Source organism: Amycolatopsis sp. cmx-11-51 (assembly GCF_047608665.1).
Lineage (GTDB): Bacteria > Actinomycetota > Actinomycetes > Mycobacteriales > Pseudonocardiaceae > Amycolatopsis.
Window position 1 is genome coordinate 273,824 of record NZ_JADNQO010000004.1, and the last position, 12,597, is coordinate 286,420.

The 12,597-nt window shown below is 68.9% G+C and carries 12 protein-coding genes; 9 read left to right on the forward strand and 3 right to left on the reverse strand.

The window, feature by feature from the left end; translation table 11 throughout:
• Window positions 1–90 precede the first annotated feature (90 nt).
• Window positions 91–984, reverse strand: coding sequence for a DMT family transporter (locus ACM6LU_RS17765; RefSeq protein ID WP_414938818.1), 894 nt, complete (start codon window positions 982–984; stop codon window positions 91–93).
• 92 nt (window positions 985–1,076) lie between these two features.
• Between ACM6LU_RS17765 and ACM6LU_RS17770 the strand changes: the two genes are divergently transcribed.
• From ACM6LU_RS17770 to ACM6LU_RS17780, 3 genes are all read left to right on the forward strand, one after another.
• Window positions 1,077–1,601, forward strand: a complete 525-nt coding sequence (locus ACM6LU_RS17770) for a DinB family protein (protein WP_414938819.1) — start codon at window positions 1,077–1,079, stop codon at window positions 1,599–1,601.
• A gap of 20 nt (window positions 1,602–1,621) precedes the next feature.
• On the forward strand, window positions 1,622–2,332 hold the full coding sequence (locus tag ACM6LU_RS17775) for an MBL fold metallo-hydrolase (RefSeq protein WP_414938820.1): 711 nt from the start codon (window positions 1,622–1,624) through the stop codon (window positions 2,330–2,332).
• 154 nt (window positions 2,333–2,486) lie between these two features.
• Window positions 2,487–3,596: an LLM class flavin-dependent oxidoreductase gene (locus ACM6LU_RS17780; protein WP_414938821.1), complete on the forward strand. Its 1,110-nt coding sequence runs from the start codon at window positions 2,487–2,489 to the stop codon at window positions 3,594–3,596.
• Window positions 3,597–4,028: 432 nt separating this feature from the next.
• Here the strand turns inward: ACM6LU_RS17780 and ACM6LU_RS17785 are convergent, their stop codons facing one another.
• Complete coding sequence (locus ACM6LU_RS17785) at window positions 4,029–4,796, reverse strand: IclR family transcriptional regulator (protein WP_414938822.1); 768 nt, start codon at window positions 4,794–4,796, stop codon at window positions 4,029–4,031.
• 41 nt (window positions 4,797–4,837) lie between these two features.
• Here ACM6LU_RS17785 and ACM6LU_RS17790 point away from each other — a divergent pair, with 41 nt between their 5' ends.
• Together ACM6LU_RS17790 and dmpG are read left to right on the forward strand one after the other, a co-directional pair.
• Window positions 4,838–5,740: an acetaldehyde dehydrogenase (acetylating) gene (locus tag ACM6LU_RS17790; RefSeq protein WP_414938823.1), complete on the forward strand. Its 903-nt coding sequence runs from the start codon at window positions 4,838–4,840 to the stop codon at window positions 5,738–5,740.
• Window positions 5,737–6,771: a 4-hydroxy-2-oxovalerate aldolase gene (gene dmpG, locus ACM6LU_RS17795; protein ID WP_414938824.1), complete on the forward strand. Its 1,035-nt coding sequence runs from the start codon at window positions 5,737–5,739 to the stop codon at window positions 6,769–6,771. The genes ACM6LU_RS17790 and dmpG overlap by 4 nt, the downstream gene beginning before the upstream one ends.
• Here dmpG and ACM6LU_RS17800 read toward each other — a convergent pair.
• A complete protein-coding gene (locus ACM6LU_RS17800) occupies window positions 6,762–7,355 on the reverse strand; it encodes a TetR/AcrR family transcriptional regulator (RefSeq protein WP_414938825.1) in 594 nt (197 codons plus the stop codon). The genes dmpG and ACM6LU_RS17800 overlap by 10 nt on opposite strands.
• 103 nt (window positions 7,356–7,458) lie before the next feature.
• On the opposite strand from ACM6LU_RS17800, the gene ACM6LU_RS17805 reads away from it, so the two are divergent.
• The 4 genes from ACM6LU_RS17805 (at window position 7,459) to ACM6LU_RS17820 (ending at window position 12,597) form a co-directional block, all read left to right on the forward strand.
• On the forward strand, window positions 7,459–8,379 hold the full coding sequence (locus tag ACM6LU_RS17805; protein ID WP_414938826.1) for an oxygenase MpaB family protein: 921 nt from the start codon (window positions 7,459–7,461) through the stop codon (window positions 8,377–8,379).
• Window positions 8,380–8,391: 12 nt separating this feature from the next.
• A complete protein-coding gene (locus ACM6LU_RS17810) occupies window positions 8,392–9,417 on the forward strand; it encodes an LLM class F420-dependent oxidoreductase (protein WP_414938827.1) in 1,026 nt (341 codons plus the stop codon).
• Between the two features lie 173 nt (window positions 9,418–9,590).
• Window positions 9,591–11,624: a neutral/alkaline ceramidase gene (locus ACM6LU_RS17815; protein ID WP_414938828.1), complete on the forward strand. Its 2,034-nt coding sequence runs from the start codon at window positions 9,591–9,593 to the stop codon at window positions 11,622–11,624.
• A 13-nt stretch (window positions 11,625–11,637) separates the two neighbouring features.
• A complete protein-coding gene (locus ACM6LU_RS17820; RefSeq protein WP_414938829.1) occupies window positions 11,638–12,597 on the forward strand; it encodes a sphingomyelin phosphodiesterase in 960 nt (319 codons plus the stop codon).

Here is a 12,597-nt window from a genome sequence, read left to right on the forward strand (position 1 = left end):
AGCTCACGGCCCTGTTCTTCGCCGCGCCGGTCCGATCGCGTTCCTGGCGCTCGCCGCGCCTCGTGCTCCTGCTGGTGACGAGCGAGCTGATCACTCAGCAGGTGCTCGCCGGACTGGTGTCCCGGCGTGGGGTCGACCGAGCGGCGCGCTGACCGGTTCGATCGGGGCGGGCTCGCCGAAGCGGGCCAGCGCCAGTGCCGCCGAAACCGCGAGCGCGAATCCGACCGCCGCCACCGCCGCGAACCCGGGTCGCGTGGTGTCGCCCAGCACGAGAACCCCGATCAGGGAAGGGAAGACGGTCTCGCCGATCACCATCATGGCGGTCGAGGTGGTGACACTGCCGCGTTGCAGCGCGGTGGCGTAGAACAGCATCGCCAGCGCGCCCGCCACGGCCAGTGTGTAGGTGGCCGGGTCGCTCAGCAGGTCCAGCGGGGCGAGGCTGGTGAGCACGCGGCCGGACAGCGCGACCACGCCGAAGCACAGTCCGGCGATCAGGCCCAGCGCCGGTGTCCGGATCCGCCGTGACGCGCGACCGGCGAACATGCCGGCCGTGCCGAGCACGACGACCGCTCCGATCAGCACGAGCCGGAAGCCCATCCCGGTCGCCGACGAGCCTTCGCTCTCCGCCGACATCCCGAGCAGCGCGAGCCCGGCGCAGACGACCGCGACCGCCGTCCACTCGCGACGTCCCAATCGGACACCGAGCGTCCGCGCCGCGACCGCGGTCACGGCGAGGCTGCCCGCCAGCGCCGCCTGGACCACGAACAGCGGCAGCACCCGCAGGGCGACGAGCTGGGCGACGAACCCGACGACGTCCAGCGCGAGCCCCGCGACGAACTTCCACTGCCGCAACACCCGTACGAGAAGCTTGGGGTCGACACGGTCTTCGGCGCCCGAAGTCGCCTTCGCGGCGATCGCCTGCATCACCGAAGCGACGCCGTACGCACAGGCCGCGAAGAACGCGCACATCAATCCCCACCACATGACGCGTCAGCCTAGTGTCCTGCGGTTTCCACACGGCGGTCTCACGGGATCCGCCCCGATCACGCGAGTTCGCCGAGGTGTAGGGTGGTCGCATGTCGAACACGAGTTCGAGTGCTGCCGAGCCGGTGGCCCGGGCCTGGCCGGACGGGATCGCCGAGGACGAAGCCGGGATCCAGTGGGACTTCCTGCACTTCCTTCGCGCCACCGCGGTGAACAAGGTCGCCGGGCTGACCAGGGAACAGGCGGCCGCGACACCGCTGCCGTCGTCCCCGCGGATGAGCGCGCTGGGAGTGCTCAAGCACCTGACGGCGGTGGAACGCTGGTGGCTTTCGATCGAGGCGGGCGGCGCCGAGCTGCCGTCGCTGTGGAAAGGCTCACCGGATCCCAGCTGGGACCTGACCGACGACGACGACCCGCGGTCGGTCGTCGAGGCCTACCGCGCGGAGTGGGCGCTTGCGGAGTCGTCGCTGGCCGGGATGTCACCGGGCGAGCGGGCACGACGGTCGGGGAAGTTCACCGTCCGCTGGGTGCTGGCGCACGTGGTCCAGGAGACCGCGCGGCACACCGGGCATCTGGATGTTCTTCGGGAGCTGGCCGACGGCACCGTGGGGGAGTAGAGCACCGTAAGGTGTGCGCCATGGCTGACAGGCTGTACTTCCGGCAGTTGCTCGCGGGCCGAGACTTCGCGGTGGGGGATCCGGTCGCGACGCAGATGGTCAACTTCGCCTATCTGATCGGCGACCGGGAGACGAACGAGGCCGTCATCGTCGACCCGGCGTATGCCGTCGGTGATCTGCTCGACCTGCTGGAAGCCGACGGCATGCGGCTGACCGGCGTCCTCGCCACGCATCACCATCCCGATCACGTCGGCGGCGAGATGATGGGCTTTTCGCTGCCGGGGATCGCGCAACTGCTGGAACGCGTCCAGGTCCCGATCCACGTCAACGGCGCGGAAGCCGAATGGGTCCGCCGGATCACCGGTGTCTCGGAGACCGACCTGCGCTCGCACGACCACGATGACGTCCTCGAGGTCGGCGCGGTGCCGATCCGCCTGCTGCACACGCCGGGACACACCCCGGGCAGCCAGTGCTTCCTCGTCGACGGCCGGCTCGTCTCGGGGGACACGCTGTTCCTCGAAGGCTGTGGCCGCACCGATTTTCCCGGCGGTGACGCGGAAGCGATCTACCGGAGCCTGCAGTGGCTGGCCGGGCTGGACGGGGATCCGGTTGTCTACCCGGGACACCAATACTCGGCCGAGCCGTCGGCGAACCTTTCGCGCGTGAAGGACACGAACTTCGTGTTCCAGCCGAAGTCGCTGGACGAATGGCGGCTGATGTTCGGCGGCTGAGCTCGTGACCCACCGCAAGTAGTCCTCTAGTTGCGGTCCTTGCGCGTGCAACTACCGCAACTAGAGGACTACTCGCGGCGGGGACGTGTCCAGATCGCGGGACGCGAGGCCCACCGATTGACCGGAGCCGCCTCCGAAGCCGAAGCTCGGACGGGTGACGGTCAAGCTGCATTGGTTCCTGCCCACCACCGGTGACGGCCGGACGATCGTGGAGCACTTCCACGCCAGTCGCGCCGCCGGCGCGACCGCCGCCCGTGAGCCGAGCCTCGACTACCTCGCCCAGGTCGCCCGCGCCGCCGAGGCCAACGGCTTCGAAGGGGTCCTGACCCCGACCGGGACCTGGTGTGAGGACGCCTGGCTGGCGACGGCCGCGTTGATCCGCGAGACGAGAACCCTCAAGTTCCTGGTCGCTTTCCGGCCGGGAGCCGTCTCACCGACGCTCGCCGCGCAGATGGCGGGCACCTTCCAGCGGATCTCGCGGGGACGCGTGCTGCTGAACGTCGTCACCGGCGGGGACGCGGTCGAGCAACGCCGGTTCGGCGACTGGCACGATCACGACCAGCGCTACGCCCGCACCGGCGAGTTCCTCGAGATCGTGCGCGGAGTGTGGAGCGGCAAGCCGTTCGACTTCGACGGCGAGCATCTCAAGGTCGAGGGCGCGACCACGCGAGCGGTGCCGGATCCGGTGCCGCCCATCTACTTCGGCGGTTCGTCCGCGGCCGCGCTCCCGATCGCCGCGCGGCACGCCGACGTCTACCTGACCTGGGGCGAGCCGCCCGCGCAGGTCGCCGAGAAGATCGCCAAGGTACGGGAACTCGCCGAGGAGCAGAGCCGGAAACTCCGGTTCGGCATCCGGCTGCACACCCTGTCGCGTGACACGGCCGCCGAAGCGTGGGCCGAGGCGGGCAAGCTGCTGGAAGCGATCGACCCCGAGCGGATCGCCCACACGCAGAGACAGTTGTCCGCCAGCGAATCCGTGGGGCAGCAGCGAATGGCGACACTGCACGGTGGCAAGACCGTTGGTGGCGTCCGCGGTCTGGAGATCCATCCCAACCTTTGGGCGGGAATCGGGCTGGTGCGCGGCGGGGCGGGTACGGCGCTCGTCGGCAGCCATCGCGAGGTCGCCGACCTCATCGAGGAGTACCACGCGCGCGGCATCGAGGAGTTCGTCCTCTCCGGATACCCGCATCTGGAAGAGGCGTACTGGTTCGGCGAAGGCGTCCGGCCCGAATTGGTCCGCCGGGGTCTGGTCCCAGCGTTGTGAGGCGTAGACGACGACGTTGTCCCGATAGGACCGGTCACCGCGTCGAAGGTGCCACCGCAAGTGGTCGACCGGAGCGTAGTTCACGCAGCCGGTAGGACGGCGCGGGTCCCGAGACGGTGACGGCGTCCGGCCCTGAACCCAAGACGGCGACCTTGCGGTAAACGTGCCCGGTGACGCTGTCCGGACGTGGTCGGCACGGACCACTCCGGGATGTGCAGCCTGCCGAGCAGGCGCGATCGGGACCAGTACCCCGGGTGGGCCAGCCGTCCGCGGCGAGTGCGGTCCAGCTCTCGTCGTCGACCAGGACGACGGCGCCGAAGCGTTGGCCCGCAACCATTCTCGCGCCTGGGTGAGCGCGAGCCCGCCGGACAGGGGAGAGCACGTCGGGACCAGACGATGCCCGGCGAAAGCCTCGTCCGCGTGGAGAATTTCTCACAAAGTACGGGAGAGGGCCAAAGCGGCGGTCCGTACCGCGGGCGCGACGCGGTTGGTGTGCATGCGATTCGCCCAGCCGGAGATCGACAACGCCGCCACCGCGACACCTTTCGCGTCGAGTAGCGGGCTCGCGGCGCAGACGACGCCGACACCGGACTCCTCCCGCTCGAGCGCGATCCCGTCGCTGCGGACCTTCGCGAGTTGTCGGCGCAGCAAACCGGTGACGGTGATCGTCCGGACGCTGACCCGGGACAAACCGGCGTCGATCACCCGCGTCACCATGGATTCCGGAGAGAACGCGAGGATCGCTTTTCCGACACCGGTGGCGTGCGCGGGAAAACGGCCGCCGATCCGGGACGGCAACGACGGCGCGTCGGGTCCGCGCAGGATGTCGAGATAGACGACTTCGGTGCCTTCCAGTACCGCGAGATGCACGGTGTTGCGGGTCGCCTCGCGGAGATCGGCGAGGTACGGGCGCGCCGCCTCGACCAGTCCACGGCGCCGCACCGCCAGTTGGCCTATTTCGAACAGCTTCAGCCCGAGCCGCAGCGCCACGCCCTCGCGTTCGAGCAGTCCGGTGGCGACGAGGTGACCGGTGAGGCGGTGGACGGTCGACTTCGCCAGTCCGGTCCGCCGCGCCAGTTCGGAAACGCCGAGCGTTTCGTCGCCGGGCCGGAAGGCCGAAAGCAGCGCCGTGACCCGGGCGGCGACGAGGCCGTCCGCTCCGGTTCGTTCCGGGTCGTCGTTCCGCCCAGCGGCACGCATGGGTTGAGTGTGCCCTATCCGCTCGGGGAGCGTCACCTGACATGGCGCGACGGAAAGCGGTGGCCGCGATCGTCGGTCCCGGCAACATCGGAACCGACCTGCTCGCGAAGCTGAGGCGCAGCGAACACGTCGAGGTGCGCTACATGGTCGGCGTGGACCCGGACTCGGATGGGCTGGCCAAGGCCGACGAGCTGGGACTGGAGACGTCCGCGGGCGGTGTCGACTGGCTGCTGTCCCGTGACGAACTGCCGGACCTGGTGTTCGAAGCGACCTCGGCGAAGGCGCATCTGGCGAACGCACCGCGCTACGCCACCGCCGGGATCCGGGCGATCGACCTGACCCCGGCCGCGGTCGGCCCGTTCACCTGCCCGGCGGTGGGCCTGCCCGAACGGCTGGACGTGCCGAACGTCAACCTCATCACCTGCGGCGGCCAGGCCACGATCCCGATCGTGCACGCGGTGTCCCGGGTGACGCCGGTGCCCTACGCCGAGATCGTCGCCTCCGTCTCGTCACGCTCGGCGGGGCCCGGCACCCGGGCGAACATCGACGAGTTCACCGCGACGACGGCACGCGGGATCGAACTCGTCGGGGGAGCGAGCCGTGGCAAGGCGATCATCATCATCAACCCCGTCGAGCCGCCGATGATCATGCGTGACACGGTGTTCTGCGCGATCGACCCGGACGCGGACTTCGACGCGGTGACCGAATCCGTCCACCGGATGGTCGAGACCGTCCAGGCCTACGTGCCGGGTTACACGCTGAAGGCGGATCCCCAGTACGACCCGCCCCGGCCGGACTGGAGCGGGCAGGCGCGGGTCGCGGTGTTCCTGGAAGTCGCCGGGAACGGGGACTTCCTCCCGAAATACGCCGGGAACCTCGACATCATGACGGCCGCGGCCGCCCGCGTCGGCGATCTGCTGGCGACTCAGGAGGTGGCGGCGTGAAGTGGGACGAGATCGACCGTGAGGTCCGGCTGGTCGACACGAGTCTGCGCGACGGCAGTCACGCGATGGCGCACCGGTTCACCGAGAAGAACGTGCGCGACACGGTCCGGGCCCTGGACGACGCCGGAGTCTCGCTGATCGAGGTCAGCCACGGCGACGGGCTCGGCGGCTCGACGTTCAACTACGGCTTTTCCTTGGTCGACGAGCGGAAACTGATCGCCGCGGCGGTCAACGAGGCACGCCACGCGAAGATCGCGGTACTGCTCCTGCCGGGCCTCGGCACGGTCGGCGACCTGCGGGTGGCGGCGGACCTCGGCGCGGGCGCGGTCCGGATCGCGACCCATTGCACCGAGGCCGACGTTTCCGTCCAGCACTTCGGCGCGGCGAGGGACCTCGGGCTGGAGACCGTCGGTTTCCTGATGCTGTCCCATATGTCGACGCCGGAAGCGCTGGCGAAACAGGGCCGGATCATGGTCGACGCCGGTTGTCGGTGCGTGTACGTCGTCGACTCCGCCGGGGCGCTGATCCTGGAGGACGCGGGCGAACGGGTCGCCGCGCTGGTGGCGGAGTTCGGGGATCAGGCGCAGGTCGGCTATCACGGGCACCAGAACCTGAGCTTCGGCGTCGCGAACTCGGTGCTCGCCTATCGCGCGGGCGCCCGGCAGATCGACGGTTCGCTCGTGGCGCTCGGTGCCGGTGCGGGCAACGCGCCGACCGAAGTCCTCGCGGCGACGTTCGAGCGGCTCGGGATCCGCACCGGCGTCGACAAGGACGTGCTGATGGACGCGGCCGAGAACGTCGTGAAGCCCTACATCACGCGGTTGCCGGTGATGGACCGGTCGTCGATCGTGCAGGGATTCGCGGGGGTGTACTCGAGCTTCCTCCTGCACGCGGAGCGCGCCGCCGAGCGCTACGACGTCCCGGCGCACGAAATCCTCTACCGCGTCGGCGCCGCGAAGTACGTGGGCGGACAGGAGGACATGATCATCGACATCGCCCTGCGGCTGGTCGCCGAACGCGGTCAGGGCTGACGGTCGGCGCCGAGCACGAGGCGGACGCAGTGGTCGATCAGGCGGTCGCGGCTCACCTTGAGCGAGCCGTCGAGGTAGGCGATGAACACGTTGCTCAGCGCGCCGACCAGCCCGATCGAGGTCATCTGCCGCATCGCCGCGTCGCCGTGGGACAACTGCCCGCTGACCAGTTCGGCGAACGAGGGGAGGAGCGCGATCCCGCGTGTGGTCAGCGCGGGATCGGTGATCGGCGCGAGCAGGAGCACGCGGCCCTTGCGCGGGTCGTCGAGCATCAGTTCGACGAAGGCGCGGACGGCGGCCTTCGCCCGTTCGGCGGGTTCGGCCGTGTCGCTGACCGCGTCGACCAGTGCCTGCCGAGCCTGCGCGCCGATGTGCTCGTAGACCGCGACGACCAGTTCCTCGCGGTCGGTGAAGCTCTCGTAGAAGTACCGCTCCGTCAGCTTGGCGTGGCGGCACACCGCGCGGACGCTCACCCCGGCGCTGCCCTGGGTGCCGAGCAGGTCGAGGCCCGCGTCGACGAGCTGTTCCCGCCGCGCGGCCTTGCGGTCGTCCAGGGTCGTGCCTGCCCAGCTCCGGCCGGCCATGATCGGCTCCTCGTCCTGAATGCGACAGTTGACTACGGCTGTTGTCAACTTTAACCTGACAACAGGTGTGGTCAATTTAACCAGCTCATTGAGGAGACCGGGGATGGCACAGCCGCGGCCGCTGGGACCGGATTCGCTGACCTGGAAGTATTTCGGCGACTGGCGTGGACTGTTGATCGCGCTCTGGGCCGGATCCATGCAGAACATGCACCCTGAGCTGGGTGCGGGCGTCGAGGAACATTCGCGGTTCTTCGAGGAGCGCTGGCAGCGGCTGTTCCGCTCGTTGTACCCGATCGGGGGAGTGATCTATGACGGGCCGCGTGCCCAGCGGACGGCGTCGGAGGTGCGCGGCTACCACGATCGGATCAAAGGCGTCGACAAGCACGGGCGGCGCTATCACGCGCTCGACCCGGACACCTTCTACTGGGCGCATTCGACGTTCTTCATGAGCGCGATCCTCATCGCGGACAACTTCGTCGGCGGTATCGGCGAGGCCGAGAAGCGGAAGCTGTTCGACGAGCACGTCCAGTGGTACGAGATGTACGGCATGAGCATGCGTCCGGTGCCGGAGTCGTGGGAGGACTTCCAGCTGTACTGGAAGCGCATGTGCGAGAACGTCCTGGAGGACAACAAGGCGACCCGCGACGTGCTGGAGATCAAGGACATCGCGAAGCCGCACTTCCTGCCATGGCTGCCGGATTTCGCCTGGAACCTCGTCCGCGGGCAGGTGGCGCGGAACTTCGTCTGGCTGACCGTCGGCCTGTACGACCCGCCGATCCGTGAGCGGCTCGGCTACACCTGGACCGACCGTGACGAGCGGCGGCACCGGCGGACCGGGAAGCTGATCAACGCGGTGTTCAAGCTGGTCCCGCGAGACCGTCGCTACCACCCGCGCGCTCGGGCGGGCTGGCGCCGGGAACGTGGCGAACTGGCCCCCGACACCCCATTGGTCGAGACTCCCGCGAGGAACCTTCCGCCGCTTTCGGAGCGGGGCAAACCGGAGCACTACTCACCGAACGTCTGACTAGGAGCCTCGATGAAGCTTGGTTACCACCTCGGTTACTGGTCCTCCGGTCCGCCCGAGGGTGCGCTGGACGCGGTGCTGAAGGCCGAAGAACTCGGCTTCGATTCCGTGTGGACCGCCGAGGGCTACGGTTCGGACGCGTTCACCCCGCTCGCCTGGTGGGGCGCGTCGACCAGCCGGATCAAGCTCGGCACCAACATCGTCCAGATGTCGGCCCGCACCCCGACCGCGACGGCCATGCACGCGCTGACCCTGGACCACCTCTCCGGCGGCCGGTTCGTGCTCGGGCTCGGCGCGTCCGGGCCGCAGGTGGTCGAGGGCTGGTACGGGCAGCCGTATCCGAAGCCGCTGGCCCGCACGCGCGAGTACGTCGACATCGTGCGGCAGGTCGTCGCGCGTGAGGCGCCGGTGACCCATGACGGGCAGCACTTCCAGCTGCCGCTGCGGGGCGGGACCGGGCTCGGGAAGGCGCTCAAGTCCACAGTGCACCCGTTCCGCGAGGAGATCCCGATCTTCCTCGCCGCCGAGGGACCGAAGAACGTGGCGCTGTCGGCGGAGATCTGCGACGGCTGGCTTCCGCTGTTCTTCTCGCCCAAGAGCGACGCCTTCTATCGGACTGCGCTCCAGGAGGGCTTCTCGCGCCCCGGTGCCAGGCACGGCTTCGACGAGTTCGAGGTCGCCGCGTCCGTGCCTGTGCTCGTCCACGACGACGTCGAGGAGGCCGCGAGCTGGATCAAACCGTCGCTGGCGCTCTACATCGGAGGTATGGGCGCGAAATCGGTCAACTTCCATCACGACGTCTTCGCCAGGATGGGGTACGAGGACGTCGCCGACAAGGTCCAGGAGTTGTACCTGGCCGGGCGCAAGGACGAGGCGACCGCCGCGATCCCGACGTCGTTGGTCGAGGACACCTCGCTGATCGGACCGGCGGGAAAGATCCGCGACGAACTCGCCGCGTGGAAGGAGACCGTGGTGACCACGCTGCTCCTGCGGGGTGACGCGGCGACGCTCGCAAAAGTCGCGGAAACCCTTTCGTAGGGGCTGAAGGGGACTTTCCCCGCGTGCGATGCGGGGAAAGCGCCCTTCACCGCGTGAGACGCGGGGAAAGTCCCCTTCAGCTCCTTCGTGGGTTGCCAGAGTGAGCCCCATCACGTAGCGTCCCGCCCACGAACATGAAGTCCGTTCATGTTCGCGGCCGGGAGGTGCTACTCATGGCGGTGAGCCGGAGGCGGGTTCTTGCGGGTGCGGCGGCCTTGCCGGTCGCGGCAGGCGTGCTCGGCGCGCCGAGCGCTCAGGGCACGCAGGCGGCACAAACGCCGCAGCGGCAAGGTTTCCGCGTCGGTATCGGCATCTCCGACGTCACCGGTCCTGCCGCCGAGAACGGCATGATGGGTTACTCGATGCCGCAGCAGCAGACCGCCGGCATCCACCTCCGCACCCGGGCGCGGGCGTTCGTGGTCGACGACGGCGCCAAGCGGATCGCGTTCGTGACCGCCGACCTCGGCGCTCTGTTCCAGTCCGTGCACCAGGGCGTGATGCGCAAGCTCAAGGCCGCGTACGGCGACCTGTACTCCGAGCAGAACGTGCTCCTCAACGCCACGCACACCCATTCCGCGTGCGGCGGCGATTCCCATTACGCCGCCTACGATCTGGCGATCCTCGGCTTTCAGCAGGAGGTCTACGACGCCGTCGTCGACGGGATCTTCGAGGCGATCAGCCGGGCACACGCGAACGTCGCGCCCGGGTCGATCCGGCTCGGCCGTGCGGAACTGACCAAGGCGAGCGTCAACCGCTCCCGGAAGGCGTTCGACCTGAACCCGCAGGCGGACAAGGACCATTTCCCGCAGGCGATCGACCCGGCCGTCACCGTGCTGCGGTTCAGCCAGAACGGCGCCGACGTCGGCGCGATCAGCTGGTTCGCCACGCACGGTACGTCGATGAGCAACGGCAATCACCTGATCAGCGGCGACAACAAGGGTTACGCCGCCTACGAATGGGAGCACGACCACGCCGGCGTACGCTACCTCGACGGGAACCCGCGGTTCGTCGCCGCGTTCCCGCAGACCAACACCGGCGACATGAGCCCGAACCTGAACCTCTCGCCGGGGACGCCGGAGACGGAGTTCGAGAACACCCGCACCATCGGCGACCTCCAGTTCCGCGCGGCGAGGAGTGCCTTCGACGCGGCCGCCGAGGCCGTGACGGGCGGCGTCGACCATCGGATGTGTTACGTGGACATGTCCGATGTGGCGGTCGACGCGAAGTACACGCCGAACGGGCGGCCGCAGCACACCTGCACGGCCGCGATCGGGGTGTCGATGCTGGCGGGCAGCCGCGAAGACGGCCCCGGCTTGCCGCTGCCGGAAGGTGTGAAGAACCCGTTCATCGACTGGCTCGGCGGCATCGACGCGCCGATCCCGCAGGCACTCGCCGACGCGCAGGCGCCGAAGGTGGTCGCCGTCCCGTTCGGCGCGATGAAGCCGTATCCGTGGACGCCCGAGGTCTTGCCGCTGCAGATCGTCCGGATCGGACAGCTGCACCTGGTGGCCGTACCCGCCGAACTGACCATCGTCTCCGGCCTGCGGCTGCGCCGGACCGTCGCGGCGGAACTGGGTGTCCCACTGGAGAACGTGCTCGTCCAGGGCTACTCCAACGCCTACAGCCAGTACGTCACCACCCCGGAGGAGTACGACTCGCAGCAGTACGAAGGCGCGTCGACCCTCTACGGCCGGTACACACTTCCCGCCTACCAGCAGGAATTCGCCAAACTCGCGGCCGCGATGAAGGCAGGGAAGACCGTCCCGCACGGGCCGATACCTCGGGACCTGCGCGGCAAGCTGATCAACTTCCAGCCCGGCGTCGTCTTCGACAGCGCGCCCGCGTTCAAGAACTTCGGCGACGTCCTGGTCGACGCCAAGAGCACCTATGCGCGCGGTGAACAGGTCGCCGTCGAGTTCGTCACCGGGCACCCGAAGAACGACCTCCGGCGCGGAGGCACGTTCCTGGAGATCCAGCGGTTGCTCGACGGTAACTGGGTCCGGCACGCCGACGACGGCGACTGGGACACGAAGTACCACTGGGCACGGACTTTCGTCGCCGAATCGAAAGCCGTCGTCCACTGGAAGATCCCCCCGAACGCCCCGATCGGCAAATACCGCGTGGTCCACTTCGGCAACTGGAAGAACGGCTGGAACGGGGTGATCTCCGCGTTCAGCGGAACTTCGCGGACGTTCGTCGTCTCCTGAGGAAGGGTCTTTCGTGCGGAAGCTCGCCGTGCTCGCCATCGCCGCCGCCATGTTCGCCGGAACCGCCGTCCCCGCCCAAGCCGCGGTCTCGGTGAAGGTCATGGCGTTCAACATCTGGCAACTGCCGTGGGTCGCCAGTCCGAACACCGCCGACAAGCAGGCGAGGGCTCTCGCGGCGGAAGCCGTCATCCGCGCGAACGACGCCGACGTCGTCGTCCTGGACGAGGCGTTCAGCGCCCAGGCGGAGGAGACGCGGAACCGGCTGAAGGACGTCTGGCCGTACCAGACTCCGCTCGTCGGCCAGTACTGCAAGACCTCCGCGGGCTGGAACTCGGTGAACGGGAACTGCTCGAACTCGCCCATCGTGGTCAACGGCGGGGTCACCGTGCTGAGCAAGGCGCCGGTGACCGAACAACACCAGCTGGTCTTCCGCAATTCCCACTCGGGCACGGCGGATTACCTGTCCAACAAGGGCGCCGCGCTCGCCCGGCTGGTCGTGAACGGGAAGCCGCTCTGGATCGCGGGTACCCACATGCAGGCCGACGAGGGGCCGGAGACATTGCCGAAGGCGCACGAGGTCCGGATGGCGCAGCTCGGCGAGATCCGGGATCTGGTCACGAAATACGCGCCCGCGGGCGAGCCGGTCGTCATCGCCGGGGACTTGAACATCGAGTTCTGGGCGGGACAGGCGCGCAAGGACGCCCAAGGCCGGGCCCAGGTCCAGCAGGGAGAAGCCGCTCTCGGCGGCGTCCTCCGCACGACGGGCGAAGGCGCGTACACCTTCGACGCGGCGACGAACCCGCACGCCGCGAAGTCCGTTCCGGCGACCTACCGGGACTCGCTCGACTACGTCGGAGCCGTGCGTGCGGGCGGCCGCCCACTCGCCGCTGTCGGCCCGGTACAGCTCGTGCATCACGACGGTGGCACGATTCCCTCCGACCACTACCCGGTGGTGGCCAAGATCCAATACTGA